This is a genomic window from Rheinheimera sp. UJ63 (genome assembly GCF_021568285.1).
GTDB classification, from domain to species: Bacteria; Pseudomonadota; Gammaproteobacteria; order Enterobacterales; family Alteromonadaceae; genus Alishewanella; species Alishewanella maricola.
On record NZ_JAKGTQ010000005.1, the window covers coordinates 192,967 to 218,990 of the forward strand.

The window sequence follows — 26,024 nt, forward strand, 5'->3', positions numbered from 1 at the left end:
CTCCTAGCTAGTTGGTGCGCTGCCGCGCCCAGAATTGCCGAGTTAACGCATCAAAACCTTGCGTGATGCCATTCATTTCATCACTGGCACAGGCGGTGGATTCGGCATTGTCCAGACTACGACCGGCTAAATCTCTAATGCTGGTTATATTCTGATTGATCATTTCCGCCACAGAACCTTGTTGAGAAACAGCTGCTGCAATCTGTTGATTCTGTTCGGTTATGCTTTGAATAGAATGTAAAACCTGCTCCAACACTTCTGCTGTTTGTGCACTCATTTCTGCACAGTTTTCCGCGCTATCATTACTTTGTTGTAAAGCATCGACGGCCAGAACAGTTCCTTGCTGTAATTTAGTTATTTTTTGTTGAATATCAGATATCGCGGTCTGCGTTCTACTTGCTAGTTGTCTTACCTCATCGGCCACGACTGAAAAACCGCGTCCCGCCTCTCCGGCACGAGCGGCCTCGATGGCAGCATTTAAAGCTAAGAGGTTGGTTCGCTCTGCAATGCTTCGAATAATATCTAAGATTTGACTAATATCCTGACTACTCTGCGCTACCTTTAATACAATTTGCCGCGCTTCGGCTAAAGTGTGTTGTAGTTGTTTGGCAGCACCAAGACTTTGATCAACTACCCCCTTACCACTTTGCGCTCGACAAAATGCACTATCTGCTGCATCTGATGAATATTTTGCATTGCCCGCAACATCTTGCACACTGACACACAGTTGATTAATGGCTGTAGCTACCTGCTCTGTTTCAGCAAACTGTGCAAAAATTTCTTGCCGAGTCGCCGACACCGATTGCGTTAGCTGCCCAATTCCTCTTGCTAAAGAATTAGCAGAATCTGCAACGCGCCCAACCACTCCGGCGGTTTCAGCTTCTAATGCTCGAATTAGTAGTTGAGTTTGGCCAATTTCATCAGCGCGACCGGTATAAACATAACAGGCTACTGGATCTGCAGACTGCTCCTTCACCATTTGAAACAACTTTTGCAGTGGCTCGAGTAATTGCCAATTCAGTATCAAAGCCAATAACAGCCCCAAAAAAGGATACAGAACATAGCTCATTGGAGATGAAATAAAATGAGCGATTGTTATACCCATTGCGATGGGTAGGAAGGTGGTGAACATTAATTTTAAACGCAGTGATAAGGTTGGTTTGCTTTGACGAAGGATTTTGCCTTTATTCAGCGCCGTGTAAATTTGCTGTGCACGCTTAATTTGTGGCGCAGACGCTTTCCGCCGGACAGACTGATATTCTGAAACCTTACCGTTATGACTAATAGGTGTTACAAAAGCGTCAACCCAATAGTGATCACCATTTTTACAACGATTTTTAACAATACCCATCCAGGGTGAGCCGGCTTGTATACGTTGCCAAAACTGTTGAAAAACCAAAGGCGGCATATCAGGATGACGGACAACGTGGTGATTTTGTCCTAACAATTCGTCTTGGCTAAAACCACTTATTTCAATAAATTCTTCATTTACATATTTAATTCGTCCTTGAAGATCTGTTGTTGATAAAATATTTGCTTCTGCATCAACTACCTGCTCACATCCTGTCACCGGTAAATTTTGTTTCATAACAGTTCTACTTTATTAGAATTAATTAAACAAAATAAATAACCATGAGCATTTAAAGGTTATTTAACCATTATTTGATTGTGGTTATATCCTGTTCCTTTTTTACTGTCAACACTGAAAACCAATATTCGTAAAATATAATTTACGTATCTGTGACAAGCACTGTTAGCCAACTCAGCTTTTTTTGTAACGTATAAGTTTTGATGTAAACATTGCTGCAACTCACCTAATTTTATCTTCTCAGCCACAAATTATCGCCACAGTTACGCTCTGTTAGCATCAATTAAAAACGGTGAGCTAAATGCCAGGTAATGGTTTTCATCCAGCTGTTCAGCATTTATACTCCGCGGGTTTGCCCATCTGTTGGGCAGTCTACTTAGGAGAATGACACCTTATGCCAACTCTACAGCTGACACCTGCTTTATCTACCAAACTTAGCCTACTGACTGTGGCGATGGCGGGTTTGTTTAATGCCTCCGCGCTAGCACAACAAACTGCGGACAATAGCGAAAGTAAAATTGAAATAATTGAAGTCACCGCAACTAAACGTACACAAGCCATTTATGAAGTGCCGGTGGCCATTAGTGCTTTCAGCGGCGACGCCTTAGCCGAGCAAGGCATTACTGATTTAACCGATGTCGGTAAATTTGTTCCCAATTTAAATGTCACAGGTTTTTCTGCCGGTCACACTTCGTCGGCTAACCCTTTTATTCGCGGTATCGGTTTGCAAGATCACTTGATCACCACCGATCCGGGTGTCAGTGTTTACGTAGATGGCGTGTATCTTGGCCGCCAAGTCGGTCAAAACTGGAACCTGAATAATATTGCGCGCATTGAAGTGTTACGTGGTCCACAAGGCACCTTGTATGGTCGTAATTCCATTGGCGGCGCCATTAATATTATTACGAAACAACCAGATGAAGTCGCTCTGAATAAGGCTACGGTCAGTGTCGGAACACGCGGTCGCTTAAAAGGTGATGTGTTTGTTAATCATGAATTGACCGATACCCTCGCCTTTAACTTAAATGCCGGCTATAACGAGCGTGATGGCTTAGGTAAATTTATTAACGTGCCTAATGCCAAATATGATGTGGGTGAAACCCAAGAAGCCTACGGTCGTCTATCTATTAAATTTTCGCCACAAGACGATTTAAGCTTTACCCTTACCGCTGATGCTAACGACGGTAATGGCGGCTTGCGCCCTTACACCACACTCATCGATGAAGTGCCCACGGGTGCTTATTACACCGGTGAGCGTTTTGGCCAACCCACCCCAGCAGGCCCACTACGCAACAGCGATGTGGCGGCTAATATTTATGATAATGCCACAGGCACTAAAGAAGTCACTGAAGTCAGTAATTCTGCCAGCGGTTTATCACTGACCATGGATCTCGGCCTGACCGATACCTTAGCCACTAAAGCCATCATTAGCCATCGCACCTCTGACTACAAAGCCGGCTTAGATGATGACGCCACCATTTTTAGCTTAGATCACTATCCTGAAGTGGGTAATGCGGATCAAACATCTGCTGAATTGCAATTAAATGGTTACCTTGGTGAAGTCGATTTTGTTTCTGGGATTTATTATTTCACCGAAGAAGGCAGCAATCGGCAAGGTGCCGATTCACGTTTTAACGGTGGTGCCAACCTGTTAGAGCTGGATCAGCGCTCAGTCAGCCGCGCTATCTTTGTGAATGTCGGCTATATGCTTACAGACGATCTGCGTATTGCCGGTGGCTTGCGTTTTAACCGTGACAAAAAAGACGTGATTGCCGATGTCGGCATTGGTGCTTTTACTGCTAGCGACAGCTGGAGCCAGCTAAGCTATGACTTATCCGCAAACTACACCATGCAAAATGGCTTGAATGTTTACACTAGCATCCAAAGCGGTTATCAATCAGGTCAGTTCCCGGCGCGTCCTTACTGCTTGTTTGGCGATCCAAATTGCTTAGTGGCTTCTGAAAACATCACGGCAGTAAACTACGAAGTGGGCTTAAAAGGGCAAATCAATAATAACTTTGCTATGAGCATTGCGGTATTTAATACCGAATATGATGATTTACCTTATCAGGTGAGCACCACCGCAGAAGGTGGCTTTAGCACCACAAACTTAGTGGTAAGCCAAACCTCACGTGGTATTGAATGGGAAGGCACCTGGTTTGTCACTGACGCCTTTAAACTGCATGGTGCAGTAGGCTATATCGATGTTGATGTGGATCAGATCGGTGCTGTGAAACCCGTTGCACCGTTGACACCTGACGTTACGGCCGCGCTGGGCGCAACGTATAAATTTGCGTTGGAAGGCGGTGCCGAATTGACCGCACGGCTAGATTACTCTTTCCGCGATGAGATGTATGGCGAACCAAGCAGTGACAGTGGCCGCTTTACCCAAATCGATAGCCGTGAGTTAATTAATATGGATCTGCGCTATGCACCGGCTCAGGGTGACTGGTCAGTGTCATTATATGCGCAAAACCTGCTTGATGAGCGCTATGATAATGCCCGGTTGAATACCGGTGACTATGTTCTGCGTATTTTAAGCAATGATGCACGCGAACTGGGTGTGCGTTATACCGTGCAGTTTTAATTAAACACCTGTTACACCGAACATCCCAGCTGTGGCCTACCGCAGCTGGGATTTTTATCTATCTCAGTAAGCGATATTGCTACTGCTTATCATGTTAAAAAAACGCCTGAACGACTGCGCTAAAACACCGCTCACCACGTAACATGGTCAATGAAACGATTCACTCGGCTAACCACACCTTTTCTGCCACTTCACCGCTAACGAGGTAGACCATGTTCAATTTTTTATTCGACAATATCGTAGCCGCCGTCATCGTTATGCTTGTTATTGTTGCCTTAGCCTTGTGGTACTTTTACCAACGCGACTTTTCTGCGTTGGCCCAAGCGCAAAAACATGCACATCGACCGCTCAGTGAACAAGCCTTACTTACTGCCACAGAAGAAGCCGATTTATGTGGCTTGGGCCGAGAGTTTCGCGCTTATATCCAAGGTATTAACTTACGCTTAGGCGCCAACCAGCTAAAAGTAGGGCATTTGTTGTGGATCTTTGATCAACTTGAACAAAATATTCGTTATGACGCAACCTTAACGATACCTGAGTTTAGCCAAGCCCAGCGTTGATGGTCGCCAACAGGCTAAACCGCGCTCGCGCCTGCAATGCCCACCTTGGCTATGGTATACTGCAGCCTTGTTGCTATCACGATATCTCGCCATTATGTCTTTCGCCGATCCCAGCTTAGAAGCTTTATTACAACGGTTATTAACCCAATATCAGCCGCGCTATACCGAAGGTAAAGTGGCCAACTATATCCCCGCATTGGCACAGGTCGCCCCCGAACAAGCAGGGGTTGCCATCGCCACCTTGGATGGCAAAATCAGTGGTGCCGGTGCGTTTGAGCAACAGTTTTCCTTACAAAGTGTCTCGAAAATTTTTGCGCTGGTGATGGCGATGAATAGACTCGACGATGAGCTGTGGCAACGCGTCAATATGGAGCCGTCAGGGCAGCCATTTAACTCAATTGTGCAGCTAGAATGGGAAAAAGGCATTCCACGTAACCCCGTGATTAATGCCGGGGCCATTTTAGTCTCGGATGTGTTGGTAAGTCATTATTCTGCTAGTAAAAGTGCTTTTCTTAGTTTTATTCGCCGCTTAGCACAAACCGATCAGATTTATGCCGATCAACAAGTGTATCAATCCGAATTAGAGCACGGTAATCGCAATGCGGCCCTCGCCTATTTGATGAAAAGCTTTGGCAATATTGAAGCAGAAGTGCCCTTAGTTTTGGCGCAGTATTTTCATCAATGTGCAACCGCCATTAGTTGCGCCGAATTGTCGCGCGCCCTGCTGTTTTTGGCAAACCGTGGCGTGCAGCCTGGCACCCAAGCGCAAATTTGCAGCCGACGTGACGCGCACCGCGTTAACGCCATTTTGTCGACCAGTGGCATGTATGATCAATCTGGCGAATTTGCGTTTAAAGTGGGTTTACCGGCAAAAAGTGGCGTTGGTGGTGCTATTGTTGCCATTGTGCCGCAATTTGGGGTGATCACGGCTTGGAGTCCACCGCTCAACCGGTTTGGTAACTCGGTCGTAGCCATGCAACTGATCACCGCCATTGCTGAAGAATTGGGCTTATCGTTGTTCTAATCACAGTGTTTTCTCTAACCTAGCGGGCCAAAGAGACATTAACGTTATCGAACCCATACGGCGTTCAGCCTTCTTGGGCATGACACACACTCACGGTTAACACTCAACCGCTGTTTATAGCCTTTAGTCGCACATACAGCGCGACAAGCCTTGTTGCGCTTGATAACATACAGCCTTGTATGTATATTGCAGCCATTATTCTGCTACTGTTATCTATCGCAGCTTTTCAGTTATGTCTCACAGGAGTTTTTATGCGTTTTAAGATTAAACTATTGAGTGTTGCCGCATTCAGCATGTTATTAGTAGCCTGTAGCCAACCTGAACCCAGTGCCACTCAAGGCACTGCCCCTGCGCCAGAAGTAGAAGTTGTGACGTTAAGCCATTCCGCTATGCCGCTGATCTCTGAATTACCAGGGCGCACCACGGATTATCGTCAGGCGGAGATACGCCCTCAAGTCAACGGTATCTTAAAACAACGCTTATTTACGGAAGGCCAATTAGTCACTGCCGGACAAGTGCTCTATAAAATTGATGCGGCACCTTATCAAGCCGCTTTGGCACATGCCAAAGCGAATTTAAGCAGCAGTAAAGCCATGCAACACAACGCACAGCTAAAAGCCGATCGCTTAAAAGGGTTAATAGGTAAAAAAGCCATTAGCCAACAAGACTATGACGATGCTCAAGCGGCTTTAATGCAAGCAAATGCCGCAGTTGCCAGTAGTGAGGCCGCCTTACAAACCGCGCAAATTAACTTAGATTATACCGAGATCACGGCACCTATCGCGGGTCAAATTGGCCGCTCGAATGTAACCGAAGGGGCTTTGTTAACGGCGAATCAGGCACAGGTGATGGCGACGGTAAGGCAACTTAACCCTATCTACGTTGATCTTACGCAATCAAGCAGCGAATTAATGCAACTTAAACGGCAACATCAGCAAATGGGTAGTGCCGAAGTAACGGTTGAACTGTTGCTAGATGATGGCAGTACCTATCCGCAACAGGGCAGCCTGCAATTCTCTGAAGTGAATGTCGATCCCAGCACGGGCATGGTGACCTTGCGTGCCGTGTTTGCCAATGATCAGGGTGATTTATTACCTGGCATGTTTGTTCGAGCCCGCCTGCAGCATGGTATCGACCAAAATGCTCTGATGGTGCCGCAAAAAGCGGTGATCCGAACGCCCAAAGGTCAAGCATCGGTGATGTTAGTCACCCAGGATAACATTGTAGAAGCACGGGTAATTGAGACCGGGCGTGCTGTGGGTCAAAATTGGCAAGTGCTTTCCGGCCTCAAGGCAGGAGATAGCGTGATTGTCGCGGGCTTACAAAAAATTCGGCCTGGCGCCACGGTACGTACAGTAACGGCAACCCAAACCTCACCTAATTCTGCTGCTGTGCAGTAACCCTGGAGTCGCACATGGCAAATTTCTTTATCAATCGACCGATCTTCGCTTGGGTTATCGCCATCGTTATCATGTTGGCAGGCTTGTTATCCATCAAACAACTGCCGGTAGAGCAATATCCTCGGATCGCGCCACCGGCGATCAGTATCAGCACCTCTTATCGCGGTGCATCTGCTCAAACCGCTGAAGATGCGGTGACACAAGTTATCGAGCAAACCATGAATGGCCTCGATAACCTGATGTACCTGTCGGCCAACTCAGACTCTTCCGGCAATATCAGCTTAACGCTAACGTTTGAAACCGGTACTGATCCCGATATTGCACAAGTACAGGTGCAAAATAAGCTGCAACAAGCCTTACCCTTGCTGCCACAAGAAGTGCAGCAAGCCGGTGTGCGTGTGGCTAAATCGAATGGCGCTTTCTTAATGGTCGTTGGCTTTATCTCTGAAGATGGCAGCTTAACTCGCGATGATATTGCTGACTTTGTGGTGGCCAATGTGCGCGACCCTTTAAGCCGCACCAGCGGGGTAGGTAATGTACAAGTGTTTGGTAGCCAATATGCGATGCGTGTGTGGCTAGATGCCGATAAGTTAAACCAATTTCAACTGACCCCCGCCGACATTACTGCGGCCATTCAAGTACAAAATAATCAGGTAACAGCGGGACAACTGGGTGGTTCGCCCGCGCTGCCCGGTCAACAATTTAATGCAGCTATTTTAGCGCAAACACGCTTAACCTCAGCCGCAGAATTTGGCCAAATATTACTGCGCACCAACAGCGATGGCTCAACCGTGAAATTGGCAGATGTGGCGCGGGTTGAGCTTGGCGGCGAAGATTACTCCGTGATCGCCCGTTACAATGGCAAAATGGCCACGGGTTTAGCTATTGAATTAGCAACCGGTGCGAATGCCCTTGATACGGCTGCCGCGGTACGAGCCAAACTGGATGAACTGCGCCCTTATTTCCCGGCGGGGTTAAGTACTGTGGTGCCTTATGACACCACGCCTTTTGTCGAAATATCGATTAGCTCAGTTGTACAAACGCTGATTGAAGCGATTATCCTTGTATTCTTGGTCATGTATCTGTTTTTGCAGAATTTCCGCGCCACACTGATCCCTACCTTAGCCGTGCCCGTGGTGCTACTAGGTACTTTTGGCGTGATGGCTGCTTTTGGTTTTTCAATCAACACCTTAACCATGTTTGGTATGGTGCTGGCCATCGGCTTATTAGTCGATGACGCCATCGTCGTAGTCGAAAACGTTGAACGGGTAATGAGCGAAGAAGGGTTAGGCCCTATTGAAGCCACTCGTAAATCTATGGGACAGATCACCGGCGCCTTAGTGGGTATCGGTTTAGTGTTATCTGCGGTCTTTGTACCAATGGCTTTTTTTGGTGGCGCAACCGGCGCTATCTACCAACAGTTTTCGATTACCATCGTCACCGCTATGGCGCTATCGGTGCTGGTTGCGATCATTTTCACACCGGCACTGTGTGCCACCATGCTCAAACCCATCCACGGTAATCATCAAGCGAAAAAAGGCTTTTTTGGTTGGTTTAACCGGGGTTTTGAGCAAACCAATCGCAATTATCAGCGCGGTGTTGCGGGCATGCTTGCACGGCCAAAACGTTCAATGTTGGTTTATGGTGCCATCGTGATGGTGATGGCATTGATGTTTGTGCGCTTACCTACCTCATTTTTACCCGAGGAAGATCAAGGCGTATTTCTTACTTTAATTCAATTACCTACCGGTGCCAGCCAAGAGCGTACTGAAGCCGTCATGGATAAAATTGCTGGCCATTATGGTCAAGAGCAGGCGGTGCAATCTGTGTTTACCGTATCGGGCTTTAGTTTTGCCGGTCGCGGCCAAAATATGGGCTTAGCCTTTGTGCGTTTAAAAGATTGGAGCCTGCGTGATGCCTCCGACAGCGTACAAGCAGTGATTGGCCGTGCCATGGGTTATTTTATGACGGTAAAAGAGGCGCAAATTTTTGCCTTTAATTTACCGCCTATTGCCGAGTTAGGCCGCGCAACCGGCTTTACCTTATTCTTACAGGATAGAGGCGGTGTGGGTCATGAAGCACTGTTAGCCGCCAGAAACCAACTACTGGGTATGGCAGCGCAAGAACCCGGCTTAATTGGTGTTCGGCCAAATGGCATGGAAGATGGCCCACAGTTAAAAATTAATGTTGACCAGTTAAAAGCACAAGCGTTGGGGGTCTCTCTTAGCAATATTAACCAAACCCTGTCGATTGGTTGGGGCTCGACCTATGTTAACGACTTTTTAGATCGTGGCCGCGTGAAGAAAGTGTTTGTGCAGGCCGAACCTGAATTTCGTATGACACCTGAAGATATCAAGCGTTGGTTTGTGCGCAACGACAACGGTGAGATGGTCAGTTTTGCTTCGTTCGCCAGCAGCGAATGGGTATATGGCCCGCAACGTTTAGAGCGTTACAACGGCGTATCCGCACTGGAGATCCAAGGCGAGCCGGCACCGGGCTCAAGCTCAGGTGATGCCATGAATACCATGGAACGGCTTATTGGCCAGCTGCCTGATGGTATTGGTTTTGAATGGACCGCGACCTCTTATCAAGAAAAACTCTCTGGCTCACAAGCACCCGCTTTATATGCGCTGTCGATCTTAGTGGTGTTCTTATGTTTAGCGGCCTTGTATGAAAGCTGGAGCGTGCCTTTTGCGGTGATCTTAGTTGTACCGCTCGGTATTGTTGGTGCGTTAACGGCAGCGTATATGCGCGGTTTAGGCAACGACGTGTATTTTCAGGTAGGGCTATTAACTACCATGGGGCTGGCCTCGAAAAACGCCATCTTAATTGTTGAATTTGCACGCGAGTTACAGCAACAAGGTAAAGAGCTGGTCGAAGCCATTTTAGAAGCGGTTCGGTTGCGTTTACGCCCCATTATTATGACATCGATGGCCTTTTCACTTGGCGTATTGCCACTGGTGATCAGTAGCGGCGCAGGCTCTGCCAGTCGAAATGCGATTGGTACTGGTGTACTAGGCGGCATGATCTCCGCCACGGTACTGGCCGTGTTTTTAGTACCGGTATTTTACTTGGTGATTATGCGCTTTTTTGCCAAGCAACCCCGCGCGAACGCTGAGTAAAGCGAAACCTAACTTAGTAGGCAGGTAAAACTGCCACCGATTCGTACCTTTGCCGGCTTTTAGTCCTACACTAAATAGCCGGCTTTTTTTATGCTTAATGTTACCGGGTGATTAGCGCTGCTTTAAGCCTTGCAGCATGGCATCAATCAATACAGCTGCATGCTGATCTAAATCGCATTGCTGCGGTTTTAATAAATAACTACTAATGATACCGCCAACATACATATGAAAGGCCGATGCCGCCAGACGAGGTGATACACCGGCGCGTAACATCCCCGCTTGCTCGGCACGTGCAAAGGCTCGCTGCATCACCGCGATGGTTTGCGCATCTAATTCATCTTGTTTATTTACGGCCGGGTTTAATTCATCGAGATATTCACAGCGATGAAATACAATTGTCAGCACACGATGTAACTGCTCGCTATTGGCAATCATTTGTAGGGCGTTAACCATGAGGTCTCGCACCTGTAAGAAAGGATCGACATGCGGATTACTATCCACTTCCGCCAACAAATGCTGAAACGGTAAGCGCACCCGCTCTAACATGGCGTTAAACACATCGGCTTTGTTATCAAAGTGCCAGTATATAGCACCGCGGGTAACATTAGCGGCTTGGGCAATTTTCTCGAGAGTGGTTCGAGATACACCAAACTGAAAAAACAGCTGTTCAGCCGCATCTAAGATCGCTGCGCGAGTGGTTTCTGCTTCGGCTTTAGTACGTCTTGCCATAGAATTTGTCAGGCCTATTTCGCTGCATTACATGGCCGTAATATTAACATAACTCATGTATGCAGACCTAATAGCCGAACGGCACAACGGGGCGACTGGTCGCAAAGCAACGCACACTTATTTTTGAAATTGCGACGGCCGATGACGCGCCCAAAAACCACTGAAATTATCTTTACTGACAATAGCGCCGGTATGCTCCACCACAAAGCCCGCAAGCCGCGCGGCAAACTTTACGGCATGCTGCGGTAGACTACCGCCAAGCCTTGCGGCTAAGTAACCGCCGTTAAAAGCATCACCGGCCGCAGTGGTGTCGATCACTTTTTTTACCGGGTGGGCAGCTACGCTAAACGTCTGTCCTTGGTAATAACCACAGATCGGGTTCTCACCATTTTTAACAATAATTTCTGCCACGCCCAGTTCAGTTAAATGTGCCACAACCTGCTCGGTATTGCTCGCTCCAAACAGCTTTTTATGGTCCTCTAAGCCGGGTAAAGCAATGTCAGTTAATTGATAGGCTCGAGTTAAGGCTTGCTGCGCTTCGCTGTCATTTTCCCATAAAGCGGCACGGTAATTCGGGTCGAAAATAATTTGGCTACCCGCGGCTTTTAAGCGTGTAATCATCTGATACAGCGCCTCACGGTCGGGCTTGGCTAAAATGGCTAAAGAAATGCCTGAAAAGAAAAACATATCGGTGCCGCTAATTTGTTGCTCGGCTTGCTGCTGCAAGGCTAATTGCATCATCTGTTTGGCGGCCGAAGTGTCACGCCAATACACGAAACTGCGCTCGCCAAAGGCATCGGTATTAATCATATATAATCCGGGTCGTGCGGTTTTTGTGCGGAAAATCAAACGGGTATCCATTTGCTCTCGCTCGACCGCACGCACCAATTTATCGCTGATTAAATCCGTACCTACTGCGGTAAAAAACTGCACCTGCACTGGGAGTTCGCAACAACGCTTTAAATACACGGCCGTATTAAACACATCACCGGCAAACGCTTTATGGTAAACCGTTTCAACAAGTTGAAACAACTCAACCATGCACTCACCCATAATCACAATACGCTTATTCATACTTAATCCTTTATTATCCAAGCCGCTATTCTCTCACTAAACCGCCACAAACACCTCCGACCACACTCAGACACTGGTCAGACCGCACTCAGAGACACATCAGACCACACTCAGACACCGGTCGGACCAGTACCTGAGTGTGGTCGGATGAGGGTTAACTAAAAAAAGCCAGGTAGAGGGTGCGGCCGCTTAATAATAAGGTTGCAGCAAATACCGCCGCACCCAACAGATTTTGCCGCAAGCTGTTGCGATAGGTGCCCAGTAGTGAGGAGTTCACGGCTAGTAATAAGCACAAGGTAATGATTGGCAGCAAAATACCATTAGCCACTTGGGCAAACCAAATGATGCTCAAGGGTTTTAAGCCCAAACTCGATACCAGCATACCCACCAAAATAATCAGTAACCAACTCAGTCGAAACCATTGTGGGCTCAGCTGTAACAAGCCGCGCAAAGCAAAAGCCGCGGCTAACGGTGCGGTAATGGCTGATGACAAACCTGCTGCTAGTAAACCTAATGCCATTAAGTAGGTTGCTGCATCACCAAATACCGGTTGCAACGACAACGCTAAATCACCAGCATTTTCCATTTGTAGGCCTTTGCCAAAATAAGCGGTTGCTGCCGTAGATAACACGGCTAAAGTGATCAATCCACCTAAGGGTATGGCGGTGCGTAAGTCAGCCGCAGACTCTGCCAGAGCTTGTGCTTTATTGGGCTGATTGTGCCATTTTGTGGCAGAGCTTGCCGCGTGCAAGAACAAAGAATAAGGCACTACCGTGGTGCCGATCAGGGCAATCACCGTTAACGTGGCACCAGTAGGAATTGTCGGTAATAACATGCCCGACAACATCGCCCTCAGATCGGGCTTGGTTAGCAGCATGGTACTGATAAACGCCAAGCTCATCAGCAGTACTAAACCAATTAAAAACCGCTCAATTCGTTGATATTGCCCACGCCACAGTACCACGATCGCAATGACGCCTAACAGCAATGACCAAGGGTTTAACCCTGAGTGTTGCTTTAGCGACAGCACCAGCGACTGTTGCCCCCAAATGGCATCGGCACCCAGGCTAGCACCGGTTAAATTTCCGCCTTGATAAGCACTATTCCCCACAACAACCGCCGCCACCACCAGGCTATATAACAACACTTTTAATAGCGGCTGTTGTACTAAATGTCGAAGGTTTTCACCCAAACCTTTACCGGTAACGATGCCTAAGCGTGAGGCCATTTCTTGTAAAATCATCGTTGCGATGACAGAAAATAATAACGCCCATAACAGGGCGTAACCATAGTTCGCGCCAGCCAATGAAGCGGTTACCACCGTGCCTGGGCCAATAAAAGCCGCTGTCACTAAAGTGGCGGGGCCTAAACGAAAATACGCACGCATAATCTGAATTCCTGAAGGTATTGCCGCGACAACTTTGCAATATTGATGTCAAAACAGCATTATTTGTCTGGTGTTTGCTTCAACTTAAGCGTCTTTGCGACTAAGTACAACACTTCAGTTTGCTTAGCGTGCGACTTGATTAAAATAACTGCGATACGGTGTAGGTACAATGGATGCTATCTTCAGCTCAAACACATAATTATGCTAATATCATTTGCGTTTTTGCTTGTTAACGCCAAGAGCATTAGCGGTTACAGTTTTTCCCTTACTAGATGGAAAATAACATGTTTACGGCAACCACCTCTTTTTGGCAGCTGGTGAAATTCCGAGCTTTAATCTTTAGCATCTTAACGTTAATAGCGCTACTGGGCAGCATAATGGTCTATCCGGTCACAGCGTGGAATGTCATCGTGCTTGTGCTTTGTACTTTGTTAGCAACTAACTTGGCACAGCTGCAATTACCGAGGGCATGGCACGAAAGTAAATTACTGTTTGTTGTCTGCTGTGCGCTCGATTTATTGGCGATCTTTACGCTGTTGGCACTATCCGGTGGCGTCAGTAATGGCTTTGTTGCGCTATTATTACTACCTGTGGCAGTTGTGGCTGTTTTATTACCCGCTTGGCTAAGTTATGTGTTCGCTTTGGGTGCTATTATTGCCTACAGCTTATTACTGTGGATGGGTGACTTAACACAGATCCTGCAAGCGGCTGAAGGCATTGGACATCATATGCTGCATACTAATGTAATGCAGCCCTTCTCACGCCATATGTGGCAAATGTGGTGCGCTTTTGTTATATCTGCAATCGTTATCAGTTGGTTTATTAGCCGACAAACCGCATTGAACCGAACTACCTCAGAGCAACTTAATCAATTACAACAGCAGCAAGTACGTCAAGAGCACGCCTTAGCCATTGCCACATACGCCGCCAATGCCGCGCATGATTTAGCTTCACCTATTCAAAACCTGCTGTTATTAACCGACGAAGTGCAACCGCTGATCGCGGCACACCCCGCAACTGCGGATATGCAACAACAACTAAGGCGTTGTCAGCAGATTATTAGCGAACTGCGCCAACATGCAGGAGAATGGCGCGATTTGAAACCCGCCCCACTATTACCTATCTTGCGACAAAGCTTAAAGTCTTGGATGGTCACTCGTCCAGACATTCACGTTACGATAACCGAAAACACGGACGATAGCCGTTGTCATATAAAAGAAGCAACTGCCGTTGCCGCAGCGCTGTTTCAAATATTAGACAATGCGGCCGATGCTGGCTTACAGCAGCAAAAACCTGAGCTTGAGCTGAAATTAACGCTGCAGCAAGGGCAGTTGTCGCTTTGTATTATTGATTTTGGCGAAGGTCTATCCGAACAGCGCCTAGCTGAGCTTGGTCGCTTACCACAACACAGCGAACAAGGTCTTGGTTGGGGACAATTTCTTGCTAATGTGTCTATCGAGCGCCTAGGTGGCCAGATTATAAGGCGAAACCGCTCCTCTGGTGGTATGGAAACACTATTGCACTTTGGAGGTCAGGCATGATTAAAAAACTGGTTATTGTTGATGATGATCCTACACTCATTAACACACTCGCTAGGCGTTTAGCAAAACCAGGCTGGCAAATCCAAGCATTTTATCAGCCATTAACTGAGGCAGAATTAATTGCCGAACAAGCTGATATCTATTTGTTAGATTTACGCTTTGGTCAGCAATCGGGTTTAAGTTTTATTGCGCCATTACGAATGGCATTGAGTCACTGCCGTATTATTGTATTAACTGGATATGCCAGTATTAATACTGCTGTGCTAGCAGTGAAACAAGGCGCTGACGATTACCTGACCAAGCCCGTCGATTTTCAATTACTACAACAAACGCTTTTTAGTGACAATTTAACTGAAGCAGAACACACCGCAACACCATCGAACAATCTTTTTTTGTCACCAGAACAATTAGAATGGGAGCATATTCAGCGCGTGCTTGCCAAACACGATGGCAATATTTCGCAAACAGCGAAAAGCTTGGGTATGCACAGGCGTACCTTACAGCGAAAACTGCTTAAACATCGCCCCACCTAAGCCGTTACTGCGACAATATGCCGCATTACGTTAACCGTAGCAAACAACTACCATAGCTTAAAAGTCTCAATGCTATCGGAGTTTTATGCACTCATCTCATTCTCAGCACTTTGCTCAACTCTCTAAACTGGCTGCGGCCATTAGCCTAGCCGTATTCGCTAACCCTGTTATGGCCACAGACAGTAACGAGCCAACTATTGAACATATTCAAGTTGAAGGGCAGCGCCAACCGGTGGGTATGGCACAACAATTATTGGCCAGTGAACTGCAAGCGCAGGTAGCTGCAACAAGTGATACGGCAGCATTACTTAACGCTTTTGCTGGTGTTAGCTTAAATCAAACGGGCGCCGTTTCAAGCTTACCAATGATCCGCGGCTTGGCCGATGATCGCTTGCGCATTAAAGTGGATGGCATGGATTTAATTGCTGCTTGTCCTAATCATATGAACCCACCGCTATCCTATATGGCGCCATCTGATGTCGGTCAGCTTTCTGTGTTTGCCGGTGTTACGCCAGTCAGTGTCGGCGGAGATAGCATTGGCGGCACCATCATCAGTGAATCCAAAGCCGCTGAGTTTTCAGAACAAGCAGAAACGACGGCCGAACTAGGTGGCTTTTATCGCAGTAATAACCAAGCTCGTGGTAGCCACCTGAAAGTGAGCCACAGTAGCGCAGATCTGTATGCAAGCTATAGTGGCAATTGGAGTAAAGGCAACAATTACACGGCAGCGGCAAACTTTAAAACCGTTAACGCTACAGGTCGACCTGGCGAAACACTACCGCTAGATGAAGTCGGCTCAAGTGCCTATGAAACCCAAAACCATCAGCTACGTTTTGCCTATAAAACCGCAGCCGATCTCATCGAGTTGCAATTAGGCTACCAAAATATGCCCATACAACTCTACCCAAATCAGCGGATGGATTTGCTCGATAACGAACAACAGCGAATTAACCTTAGCTGGCAACGCATAACTGCTTGGGGACAATGGCAAAGCCGCATCTATCAAGAAACAGTGGAGCATGTGATGGATTTTGGCCCTGATCGGCAATTTTGGTATGGCTCGAATGCGATGGGCGGTCAGGCCTGTGCCCCGATCCGTTTTCATGGCGATCCTGCTGGCACCTGCGCTGCAGGTATGCCAATGCATTCTGACTCCACCAACCGGGGGCTAAGTCTAAATATTGAAATGACTGTTTGGGCTCACTCAACGATACGCTTAGGCAGTGAGTTACAACAATTTTCTTTAGATGACTACTGGCCTGCGTCAGGCGGTGGTATGGGCCCAGGTACGTTTTTAAATATCAATAATGGCCGTCGTGATCGCAGAGCGGTGTTTGCCGAGCACGAGTTAGCTTTAACGCCGGATTGGTTACTGCTTTATGGCGTTCGAGTAGAGCGCGTGACACGCAATGCCGATGAAGTGCAAGGTTATGACACGTCAGTAAGTGCGATGGGCATGCAAGCTACTAATGCCGCAGCTTTTAATCAAGCGGAACGTAAACAACGCGATACTAACTTAGACATCACCGCACTGACCCGCTATCAACTCACCGACAGCACACGTGTAGAGTTTGCCTTAGCGCAAAAGATGCGCTCAGCCAACCTCTATGAAGCCTATCCATGGTCATTTTGGCCTATGGCTGCATCGATGAATAATTTGGTGGGTGATGGCAATGGTTATGTGGGAAATATAGCGCTAGCACCAGAAAAAGCGCATACCGTATCGGCAAGCTTAGCGTGGCAAAGTAAAGATAAACAACAGCAGGTAATAATCACGCCCTATTACACCGATGTGCAAGATTATATTGATGCGGTGGCAGCCAACAGCAGTTGGTTAGCAGGCCAGTTTAATGTGCTGCAATATCAAAACCAACGTGCCAAGCTGCGAGGAATCGATCTCAGTGCTGAAACCACATTAGCCAACAATAATAGTGGGCAATGGCAACTTAAAGCCCTGTTCAGTTACATAGATGCACGCAATACCGATACCGATGCGGGTTTACATAATGTGCAGCCGCTGCATGGCAAGTTAACACTCAACCACACCTTAGCGGGCTGGGAAAACAGTTTAGAATGGCAGATAAGTAAAAATAAGAATCGAGTATCAACGATTCGTGGTGAGCCGGCAACTGCGGGTTATGCCTTGCTCAATGCGCGATTTAGTTATAGCTGGCAGTCACTGCGGCTTGATGTGGGTGTAGAGAACCTACTGGATAAATTCTATTATCTACCCCAGGGTGGTGTGTATACCGGCCAAGGAATGACCATGTCGTTGAATGGCATCCCGTTTGGTATTGGCGTACCAGGAATGGGTCGTACCGTTTATGCTGGCTTTAACTATACTTTTTAACCGCAAGTGCAGTAGCAACTGCTATATTTTATCGTCGTCATTCACGCCCTGCTATTGCAGGGCGTGGTGTTTTTAATTGTGGCTAATGACTTACAAGTGGCCGCTTTCCAACACCGGCATCACATAATAACGAAACCCACTATTACCCGTTTTAGCTGAGCGACATTGTCGCAATTGCACTATAACTTGCTCACGCAATAGCTTGTTCACTATCACTTCGACACGACATAACTGCCGATAACCAACAACCTGCTCCAAGCGGTCAAATTGACTATTATCACGGCTATGGCCATCTAAGGTGACAATAGAAAAGCCAGTCAGATCGTCAATAGCTAATAAACTATCCACCACGGCATCGCGTTGCTCTAACGGAAAAAACACATATAGCATCTCAAGTTCTGTCATGACGGCCTCTTAAACGCGCATACATTAAAGGAAGTAAAAATAAGGTGGTCAGCGTTGAAGTAATTAAACCGCCAATCACCACTATCGCCAGCGGTCGCTGAATTTCAGCTCCTGGCCCCGTGGCTAAGGCTAACGGGATCAATCCTAACATAGCCGTTGTTGCCGTCATCAAAATAGCCCGTAACCTATCGCCGGCGCCTGCTATAACCAACTCTTTAATGTCGTTATAGCGTTCATCAATACTTTGAAAATGTGACAGCATCACCACACCATTAAGTACAGCCACCCCCAGTAGGGCAATAAAACCTACCGATGCAGGTACCGATAAATATTCACCGCTAATAAACAACGCCAACACGCCCCCCATCAGGGCAAAAGGGATATTGGCATACACCAGCCCCGCAATCGCTAAAGAGCGAAAGGTGGTGAATAAAATCAGCACGATCACCAGCAAAACCACCGGCACGATCATGAGCAAGTTATTGGTTGCTCGTGCCTGATTCTCAAACTCACCGCCATATTCAATGGTGTAACCACTGGGTAAACTAACCGCTTGGCCAATTTGCTGTTTTAACTCTTCAACAAAACTGACGATATCACGACCACTCACATTACTCGTGACCACCGCAAAACGACTGCCATTTTCACGCTCAATTAAACTCGGGCCGAACTGCGTTTCAATGGTAGCGACACTCGCTAACGCGACCACACTGCCATTGGGCAAACTTACTGGCAAGGTCGCTAACTGTTCAAGATAACTCACTTGATTAGGTTGCTGGCTACTACTAAATAACAAGGGCGTTTTAATCTTACCATTGGTAATTTCACCCACCTGCAAACCATCAACAAAGATCCGTAAACGTCGAGACAACTCTTCGGTAGTAAGCTGATAACGCGCCGCAACCTCAGGCCGTAGCCGAACATTCACAAATTCACCGCCATCAATAATGGTGGTTTGCACATCGACACTACCGCTCATTTGCTCAGTCGTGTGAGCAATGCTCTGTGCTAAATGACTGAGAGTTGCCACATCGTCACCAAACACTTTGACCGCAACATCGCCAGAAGTCCCAGTGAGCATTTCTGAAACACGCATCTGAATGGGCTGAGTAAAGTTGAAATTAATCCCCGGATACTCTTGTAAAATAGTGCGGATTTTCTCGGTGAGCGCTTCTTTAGACGACACCTGCCAAGTTGTAGCGGGGTGCAATTGCATGAACATGTCGGTTTCATTTAAACCCATCGGATCCATCCCGAGTTCATCTGAACCGATGCGAGCAACAATTTGTTTTATTTCAGCTACATCACGCAAAAGCCGCTGGCTAATTTGGCCATCGACCGCTAAAGATTCGCTTAAACTCACGTCAGGATGCTTTTCAAGCTGTACGATTAAATCGCCTTCATCCATAACGGGCATAAAGGTTTTACCGACAAAGCTCGCCGTCAAGCCCGTCCCCATTACCAGCAGTAGCGCCATAATCAACCAAGGCGCAGGACGTTGGATAACCTTGGTTAAGGCGTGTTGATAGCGCTGTAATAGCCATTGCAAAAACTTCGGCGCAGGTTTATCCGACACTTTAATGAGACTTACCGCCAGTACGGGGATAACACACAAAGCAATCACTAACGAAGCCAGCATGGCAAAGACAATAGTCATAGCGACAGGTGAAAACAATTTCCCCTCTAAACCTGTTAGCATTAACAAAGGGGCAAATACGATGATCACAATCGCCGTACCCGCAATAACCGGTTTGGCGACCGCTAAGGTTGCGCGATATACGCGATGTGCTACTGGCGCATGACGTAATTGCTGACCTTGGCTAACAATGTTTTCTACCACCACCACCGCCGCATCCACCAACATGCCGATAGCAATAACAATACCGCCTAAAGACATTAAATTTGCGGTTAACCCAACTTGGTCCATGGCTAAAAAAGTGATCGCCACAGCCAAAGGGATCGCGATGGCAACCACTAAGGCCGCCCTAACATCTGCCAAAAAGATAAATAGCACCACGATGACCAGCAATACCGCGGCAAACAAAGCTTCAAGAATGGTACTCACCGCCGTTTCAATTAAGGTCGCACGGTCATAAAACACATTGAGCTCACTCCCCTCTGGCAAGGTCATACTAATTTGATCCAATTTAGCTTTGACCGCGGCCACGACCTCACTGGTATTCGCCCCTTTCAAGGCGATAATCATCGCTTGTGCGGTTTCTTTGCCATTATGCGTCACACCACCAAAACGCGCTAAATGCCCTAGGCTCACTTCGCCTAATTGCGCGAGGGTAATCGGATTGCCATTCGCATCAGCTATAGTTAGTTGGCTTAAATCAAAAGCATCCGTTAGTTTGCCCTCGGTGCGAATAACTAAGGTATTGGTACCGCTATTAATTCGGCCAACACTGCCATTCATATGCTGCTGTTGTAACCAGCTAATTAAATGCTCTAAGCTTATTCCAGCTTGCTGTAAACGCACTAAATCTGGATTAAATTCATAGGTTTGTACATACCCCCCCATCGTTGCCACTTCGGCAACGCCAGGCACAGTGCGCAGCAGCGGTCGGATCTGCCAATCTAAAACATGCCGCCGCTCAGTTAACGATAAATTAGGATTGTTATAGCTGAACATAAAAATTTCGCTCAGCGGAGTACTCATTGGCGCCAGCCCACCTTCAGCGATATCTGGTAAGCTGCCCCAAACCCCAGCTAGACGTTCACTCACTTGTTGCCGAGCCCAGTAAATATCAGTACCTTCGGTAAAATCAATCGTAATAGAGGTAATGCCGTATTTGGTGGTTGAGCGCAAGATGCTTTGATTAGGGATCCCTAGCAACTCAGTTTCTATCGGCTGGGTAATTTGTGCTTCAACTTCGGCTGTCGTCATACCGGGTGCACGAATGATCAACTTGACCTGTGTGGGCGAAATATCGGGAAAAGCGTCTATCGGCAAGCGCTGCCACGCTTGCACCGCAAGCGCAATCACAAGCGCAGTAAGCGCCAGCACAAAGAGCTTTTGCGTTAAAATAAAACGTAATAATGCGGCCATACTTATTCGCCTCCTAAACCTAAGTAATGGCCGTACACCGCACTTACTGATTGAATTAGTACCTGATCGGCGGGGGCTAACGCCTCACTCTGCACCCAAAAAGCACCTGCATCTTTGCCTAAAATTGACACTGGCACTAAACGCAAGCTGTTAGCACTTTTTAACCAAAGATGCTGCTGACTATGATGGCGAACAATTGCGCTAGTGGGGACACGATATACCGCCTGCGCATAAACTGGCGTAACATTAAGTTGTTGCTGCCAATTAAGTTGGCAAGCCGATTCACTCGCCACGGGTGCCGTCCACCAACGGCGCGCAAAGCCTTCGCTTACTGCTTCAAAGCGCTCAATTGCCAGCTGACAATTTGCAAAACGTATCGCACTGGGTTGAAAGGGTTGCTCGACGGAGGTTCCTGTCAAGCGCAGCTGTGCCTGATCCAAGATGCTAAATAACACAGGCTCCGACGCATCAGCACTTAACACTAAACCGGCGGTTGGCGCGGTGAGGATAATACTTGAATGATCAGCACTTACTTGGCTAATCCGTTCATAAAAATGATCTAAATGTTCAAATTCCAGCATCGCGGCCTGATAGGCCAAGCTTATTTCTTGCCATGCACTGGCTCCAATGGCTTTTTGTTTGAACAACTGTTGATTATCGTCATAACGCTTTTTAACTAATTGAAAATAACTTTTACGCGCATCATATTCTGTTAAAAAATGATGCACTTCGCTTCCGGCTAACTGCATTACCGGCTGGCCAGCCTCGACCACGCTGCCGGGCTGAGCTAACCACGTCATCTCAGCGATTTCAATCATTCGACCAACCGGCCGAGCACTGCCAGTGTAAGCACTGGCTTGCGCCAACAAAGGCTGCCCCGCGAAATCGCTAACAAGGCTCACCTCTGCATAACGCAAGTTTAATGCCCCTAACGCTGAAATGGTCACTTCTGCCGGTTCTGATTGGGCAACACTTTGCCCACTAAGTACCAATAACACACTGATGGCTGCCCTTTGACATCCTTTGGAAAATACATTCATAACATCACTCCGGCAGTTTGATTTAATTTGGCGATACTGGCTTGTACTTGTATTTCTAATAGCACAAGTTGCAACTCGGCCTGCAACAGTTGCTGCAGCCGCTGCTGTGCCACATCAGCGTTAATTTCTTGGCGTTCTAGTAATAACAACAAACTGGCTTTTGCTTGCCGGCGCAAGGCTTCGTCATTTTTTAAAAGGGCTAACTGCGCTTGTTGTGTCTTTAGCTCGGCTCGTGCGGCGTTGTGCTGCTGTTCAATTTCACGCTGTGAATCACTGTAATCATTGAGCCATTGCTGATAGTCCAACTGAAAAGTACTATTCGCCAACTGGTTTGTTTGCTCGCCAATAGTTAAAGGAATATCCAGCTGCAGACCTATCTGATTATCGTTTTGCTCAGCATTGTTAACACGTTTTACCCGTGTGGTTAATTGCCAAGCGCTATTGGCTGGAGAGTTTGCTTGTTGCTGTAATTGCAACTGTTGCTCTTGCAGTAACAACAACTGTAAACGAGGATGCTGTACTAACTGAAAATCAGCCGTAGGCTCTTCTGCAGTCATATTAGGCAAGTTAGCCTGCCCCGTTAATTGCTGTAACTGTTGCTGCGCAATCAGTAATCTGGCGGCACTATTTAACTGCTCTAATGCCAGCTCTGTCGCACCTTGTTGATACAAGTATTGATGATAACTTTGCATTTCACTTGCTTGCCCAGGGCTACGCAATTTTTTGATAAAACGCTGATAAATATCCAATTGCTCGGTTAAGAGTTGTTGTCTTTTTCGTTCTAATACGATTTGCCATACCGTATCGCGAACTAAGCCACTGGCAAACCAACGACGGTATGAAAGTAAACTGGCTGTCAGGCGTTGCTGATTATCTAACACATCATTGTCTAAGCGCACTCGACTAGGACTTTTTAAGGGGAGATTGAGCGCTAACTCGATCTCATCACTGCCACCTTTACTTCTGCTGTTCAGCAACCCTGCAGATAGCACCGGCGCATCCGTCAGCCACGTTGAGATCCAAGGCGCAGGTTGATGCAGTGCTTGACGCTGTAGCCTTTGTTCAGCGGCATCCGTTAATTGACTTAACGAAGACACCGGCTGTAACTCTGTTGACAGCGTTTGCGCAATACCATGACGTGGCAACATCACCAACAACGCAACACAACAACCCAATAACGGTATGACAATCTTCATGAGAGCACCTCTATGCATCCTTCCTTGTTAATTCATCATTTGAGCAAAGCGTGCATTTCAATTTCACTCCAAAGCCTGCTTCAGTCGGTAGCGCTGCTCGCGATACAACCACGAAGGTAATAACACTTCGGCTAACGCTTTGTTTTTTGTTTTTGCCGCCACTGCGCTATCGCTGAGTGTCAGCCGTTTTTGTTCAAAATCGTAATACCCACTCACCGCTTGGCCATCGGGCTTTAAAATGGTGATGTTCGGGCTGGCATCTGGTTGTTGCTGCAACAGCGCAAAATACTGATCAAATTGTAATAAAGCCCGGCCTGGCGTCTCAGCATCACGACTAAAATCGCGCCCCAGCAAAGGTGTTTCTGCGCTGATACCCAGTAACGATAATAACGTGGGCGCTAAATCAATTTGACTGGCCAACGCACTGATTTTTTGTGGTTGAATATCGGCGCCCAAAATCAGTGCTGGAATATGAAACTTATCAACCGGAACCAAGCTATTACCATAAACCCGATTGTCATGATCAGCGACAATTAAAAACACGGTATTTTGCCAATACGCCTGCTTTTTAGCCTCGGCAATAAATTTACCCAAAGCATAATCGGCATATTTCACGGCGTTATTCACCGTTGCTTTCGGTTGCTCATGCAACGCAATACGATCATCCGGAAACTCAAAGGGTTCATGATTCGATGAGGTAAAAATTAAACTAAAGAACGGCTTATCTTGCTGTGCCAACTCGGCTAAACGGCTTGCTGCTGCCGTAAACAGATCTTCATCACTTGCGCCCCAACTTCCCACAAATTGTGGATGAATCATTTTGGGGAAATCTATTACCTCATTGAAACCATTACCGGTAAAGAAGCTACGCATATTGTCAAAATGCGACTCACCGCCATAAACAAAATTCGTATGGTAACCTTGCTGCGACAAGGTACTGGCGAGGGTATAAAAGTTTTGTTGTGCTGCCGAAAGCTTCACCACACTTTGTGCTGGTGTCGGCGCAAAACCGGCGACAACCGCCTCAATGCCTCGAACCGAACGGGTACCGGTGGCATACATTTGCTCAAACCACCAACCTTGCTCTTTTAATTTAGCAAGCTCAGGGGTAACGGCTACGCCGCCTAACGGCTCAACGAACGTTGCGCCCAAACTCTCTTCTAAAATAATCACCAAATTAAGTGGCCGCGCTTTGGCTTGCACCGGTGTGCGCAGTGCCATTGTGGGTAACTCAGCATCAGTAAATTGCAACGCGTGTAGCCATGGCCAATCTAAAGCTAATTGCAACATGTCTTGCTCGGTTAGGGTGCCATAAATCTCACTAGAGCGCGCTTCGTGCTTTAAACTATAAAGGGCATAGATCACCGAATAAGGCGAATTAATCACTAACGAATTAACCATGGCATCACCGGTAATGGCGAACAGCGCAGGGTTAGCCGGCCGATGTTCGGTGGTTGAACGAATGGCGGCAAAAACCAAAAACACCACGAACGGCCAGCTCAGCAACAAGGTTCGCGTATGTTGATAAGGTCGCATCTTGGCGGATACACGCCTAAGCCATTGATTAATAAGCCACAACAATAAAGCCATAGCCATTAAGCCGCCCACGAACATCAAGCGAAAACCCTGCCATAAGGTGCTGAAAACTTCTTTTGGGTATTTTAAGTATTCGATGTAAAGCCGGTTCGGACGCACATCATATTGCAAGATAAATTGTGGTGTAGACACCTCTAACAAAATCACTAAAGCAAAACCCAACAACACCCAGTAATGGCTTAAATTGCGCCAAATATGAATAGTGCGAGCATGTGCTAGCAAGGGTAAAAACAACATGGGTAGCGCCAACCATATACCGGCAAAGATCAAATCAGCCCTAACACCTTGCAGCAAAATACGGCTTAACTCACCAGTTGCTAATACGCGTTCGTACTGCCAAAAAACCAACCCCAAACGATTAGCCGACAACAACAACAGCACCCCAGCGAGTAACACCAGATACTGTAAATAAGGCCCGCTTAGGCGAATCAACCGTTCAGTTTTTTGCATAAATGATATTCCGCACAATGTATTAGGCGAAATAATAACCACTTAAGCTTAAGTCATTCTTAAGCTAGGCCTGCATTATTCTGAACAAAAAAAGTGCATAGAACAGTGCGTACAGGGCCACTTAACATCATGGCGGCATGGCTATAGAGTGACGATCGTTGTTTTGAATGTGAAAGATGATAAAGCGATGCAACGGCTATATTTTTGTTTAATTTAGTCTATACTCATATAACAATCACTTCTAATGTATGTGTCGATGAACTTATGTTGCTTGCAGCGGCGCACTCATTCGAAAATTAACTCATTGAGGTTAAAGTGAGGCAGCGATGAAGTCGTGCCCGTCATTTCTACCTGACCGTTGTGGGCTGCATCCAACGCTGGCAGACATGA

The 26,024-nt window shown here is 47.0% G+C and carries 17 protein-coding genes; 8 read left to right on the top strand and 9 right to left on the bottom strand.

Annotated features, from left to right (window positions below; translation table 11 throughout):
- Window positions 1-7 precede the first annotated feature (7 nt).
- On the bottom strand, window positions 8-1,588 hold the full coding sequence (locus L1N97_RS14125) for a methyl-accepting chemotaxis protein (RefSeq protein WP_229587626.1): 1,581 nt from the start codon (window positions 1,586-1,588) through the stop codon (window positions 8-10).
- A 394-nt stretch (window positions 1,589-1,982) separates the two neighbouring features.
- Here L1N97_RS14125 and L1N97_RS14130 point away from each other — a divergent pair, with 394 nt between their 5' ends.
- From L1N97_RS14130 to L1N97_RS14150, 5 genes are all read left to right on the top strand, one after another.
- Entirely contained in the window at window positions 1,983-4,175 is a 2,193-nt protein-coding gene (locus L1N97_RS14130) for a TonB-dependent receptor (protein WP_236130223.1), read from the top strand.
- A 212-nt stretch (window positions 4,176-4,387) separates the two neighbouring features.
- Window positions 4,388-4,735: a hypothetical protein gene (locus L1N97_RS14135; protein WP_236130224.1), complete on the top strand. Its 348-nt coding sequence runs from the start codon at window positions 4,388-4,390 to the stop codon at window positions 4,733-4,735.
- A gap of 67 nt (window positions 4,736-4,802) precedes the next feature.
- Window positions 4,803-5,759 carry a glutaminase B gene (gene glsB, locus L1N97_RS14140; RefSeq protein WP_229587632.1) on the top strand — a complete coding sequence of 319 codons (957 nt, stop codon included), beginning with the start codon at window positions 4,803-4,805 and terminating at the stop codon, window positions 5,757-5,759.
- Between the two features lie 251 nt (window positions 5,760-6,010).
- Entirely contained in the window at window positions 6,011-7,159 is a 1,149-nt protein-coding gene (locus L1N97_RS14145) for an efflux RND transporter periplasmic adaptor subunit (RefSeq protein WP_236130225.1), read from the top strand.
- A 14-nt stretch (window positions 7,160-7,173) separates the two neighbouring features.
- Complete coding sequence (locus L1N97_RS14150; protein WP_236130226.1) at window positions 7,174-10,281, top strand: efflux RND transporter permease subunit; 3,108 nt, start codon at window positions 7,174-7,176, stop codon at window positions 10,279-10,281.
- Between the two features lie 111 nt (window positions 10,282-10,392).
- Here L1N97_RS14150 and L1N97_RS14155 read toward each other — a convergent pair whose 3' ends face one another.
- The 3 genes from L1N97_RS14155 to L1N97_RS14165 all read right to left on the bottom strand — a co-directional run bounded on the left by L1N97_RS14155 (window position 10,393) and on the right by L1N97_RS14165 (window position 13,471).
- Complete coding sequence (locus tag L1N97_RS14155; RefSeq protein ID WP_236130227.1) at window positions 10,393-11,010, bottom strand: TetR family transcriptional regulator; 618 nt, start codon at window positions 11,008-11,010, stop codon at window positions 10,393-10,395.
- A 117-nt stretch (window positions 11,011-11,127) separates the two neighbouring features.
- Entirely contained in the window at window positions 11,128-12,084 is a 957-nt protein-coding gene (locus tag L1N97_RS14160) for a sugar kinase (protein WP_236130228.1), read from the bottom strand.
- Window positions 12,085-12,238: 154 nt separating this feature from the next.
- Complete coding sequence (locus L1N97_RS14165; protein ID WP_236130229.1) at window positions 12,239-13,471, bottom strand: Nramp family divalent metal transporter; 1,233 nt, start codon at window positions 13,469-13,471, stop codon at window positions 12,239-12,241.
- Between the two features lie 284 nt (window positions 13,472-13,755).
- On the opposite strand from L1N97_RS14165, the gene L1N97_RS14170 reads away from it, so the two are divergent.
- The 3 genes from L1N97_RS14170 (at window position 13,756) to L1N97_RS14180 (ending at window position 17,895) form a co-directional block, all read left to right on the top strand.
- Window positions 13,756-15,012 (top strand): ATP-binding protein, encoded by a 1,257-nt coding sequence (locus L1N97_RS14170; protein ID WP_236130230.1) that lies wholly within the window; start codon window positions 13,756-13,758, stop codon window positions 15,010-15,012.
- Window positions 15,009-15,545, top strand: a complete 537-nt coding sequence (locus L1N97_RS14175) for a response regulator transcription factor (RefSeq protein WP_236130231.1) — start codon at window positions 15,009-15,011, stop codon at window positions 15,543-15,545. The genes L1N97_RS14170 and L1N97_RS14175 overlap by 4 nt, the downstream gene beginning before the upstream one ends.
- A gap of 85 nt (window positions 15,546-15,630) precedes the next feature.
- The gene (locus L1N97_RS14180; RefSeq protein ID WP_236130232.1) at window positions 15,631-17,895 is read left to right on the top strand and encodes a TonB-dependent receptor; all 2,265 of its coding nucleotides are present in this window, start codon (window positions 15,631-15,633) and stop codon (window positions 17,893-17,895) included.
- Window positions 17,896-17,985: 90 nt separating this feature from the next.
- Here L1N97_RS14180 and L1N97_RS14185 read toward each other — a convergent pair whose 3' ends face one another.
- The 5 genes from L1N97_RS14185 to L1N97_RS14205 form a co-directional block, all read right to left on the bottom strand.
- Window positions 17,986-18,300, bottom strand: coding sequence for a DUF3240 family protein (locus L1N97_RS14185; RefSeq protein ID WP_236130233.1), 315 nt, complete (start codon window positions 18,298-18,300; stop codon window positions 17,986-17,988).
- Window positions 18,287-21,352: an efflux RND transporter permease subunit gene (locus L1N97_RS14190; RefSeq protein ID WP_236130234.1), complete on the bottom strand. Its 3,066-nt coding sequence runs from the start codon at window positions 21,350-21,352 to the stop codon at window positions 18,287-18,289. The genes L1N97_RS14185 and L1N97_RS14190 overlap by 14 nt, the downstream gene beginning before the upstream one ends.
- 2 nt (window positions 21,353-21,354) lie before the next feature.
- The gene (locus tag L1N97_RS14195) at window positions 21,355-22,392 is read right to left on the bottom strand and encodes a hypothetical protein (RefSeq protein ID WP_236130235.1); all 1,038 of its coding nucleotides are present in this window, start codon (window positions 22,390-22,392) and stop codon (window positions 21,355-21,357) included.
- On the bottom strand, window positions 22,389-23,588 hold the full coding sequence (locus tag L1N97_RS14200; RefSeq protein ID WP_236130236.1) for a TolC family protein: 1,200 nt from the start codon (window positions 23,586-23,588) through the stop codon (window positions 22,389-22,391). Before L1N97_RS14200 ends, L1N97_RS14195 begins: the two co-directional genes overlap by 4 nt.
- Before the next feature lie 63 nt (window positions 23,589-23,651).
- A complete protein-coding gene (locus L1N97_RS14205; RefSeq protein ID WP_236130237.1) occupies window positions 23,652-25,634 on the bottom strand; it encodes an LTA synthase family protein in 1,983 nt (660 codons plus the stop codon).
- Window positions 25,635-26,024: the final 390 nt, after the last annotated feature.

What these genes read in the sequence shown, in the direction of transcription:
- L1N97_RS14185 (WP_236130233.1), bottom strand. Translation starts at nt 18,300, where the DNA reads ATGACAGAACTTGAGATGCTATATGTGTTTTTTCCGTTAGAGCAACGC.
- L1N97_RS14160 (WP_236130228.1), bottom strand. Translation starts at nt 12,084, where the DNA reads ATGAATAAGCGTATTGTGATTATGGGTGAGTGCATGGTTGAGTTGTTT.
- L1N97_RS14155 (WP_236130227.1), bottom strand. Translation starts at nt 11,010, where the DNA reads ATGGCAAGACGTACTAAAGCCGAAGCAGAAACCACTCGCGCAGCGATC.
- L1N97_RS14195 (WP_236130235.1), bottom strand. Translation starts at nt 22,392, where the DNA reads ATGAATGTATTTTCCAAAGGATGTCAAAGGGCAGCCATCAGTGTGTTA.
- L1N97_RS14135 (WP_236130224.1), top strand. Translation starts at nt 4,388, where the DNA reads ATGTTCAATTTTTTATTCGACAATATCGTAGCCGCCGTCATCGTTATG.
- L1N97_RS14190 (WP_236130234.1), bottom strand. Translation starts at nt 21,352, where the DNA reads ATGGCCGCATTATTACGTTTTATTTTAACGCAAAAGCTCTTTGTGCTG.
- L1N97_RS14145 (WP_236130225.1), top strand. Translation starts at nt 6,011, where the DNA reads ATGCGTTTTAAGATTAAACTATTGAGTGTTGCCGCATTCAGCATGTTA.
- L1N97_RS14170 (WP_236130230.1), top strand. Translation starts at nt 13,756, where the DNA reads ATGTTTACGGCAACCACCTCTTTTTGGCAGCTGGTGAAATTCCGAGCT.
- L1N97_RS14165 (WP_236130229.1), bottom strand. Translation starts at nt 13,471, where the DNA reads ATGCGTGCGTATTTTCGTTTAGGCCCCGCCACTTTAGTGACAGCGGCT.
- L1N97_RS14150 (WP_236130226.1), top strand. Translation starts at nt 7,174, where the DNA reads ATGGCAAATTTCTTTATCAATCGACCGATCTTCGCTTGGGTTATCGCC.
- L1N97_RS14130 (WP_236130223.1), top strand. Translation starts at nt 1,983, where the DNA reads ATGCCAACTCTACAGCTGACACCTGCTTTATCTACCAAACTTAGCCTA.
- L1N97_RS14175 (WP_236130231.1), top strand. Translation starts at nt 15,009, where the DNA reads ATGATTAAAAAACTGGTTATTGTTGATGATGATCCTACACTCATTAAC.
- L1N97_RS14180 (WP_236130232.1), top strand. Translation starts at nt 15,631, where the DNA reads ATGCACTCATCTCATTCTCAGCACTTTGCTCAACTCTCTAAACTGGCT.
- L1N97_RS14205 (WP_236130237.1), bottom strand. Translation starts at nt 25,634, where the DNA reads ATGCAAAAAACTGAACGGTTGATTCGCCTAAGCGGGCCTTATTTACAG.
- L1N97_RS14200 (WP_236130236.1), bottom strand. Translation starts at nt 23,588, where the DNA reads ATGAAGATTGTCATACCGTTATTGGGTTGTTGTGTTGCGTTGTTGGTG.
- L1N97_RS14125 (WP_229587626.1), bottom strand. Translation starts at nt 1,588, where the DNA reads ATGAAACAAAATTTACCGGTGACAGGATGTGAGCAGGTAGTTGATGCA.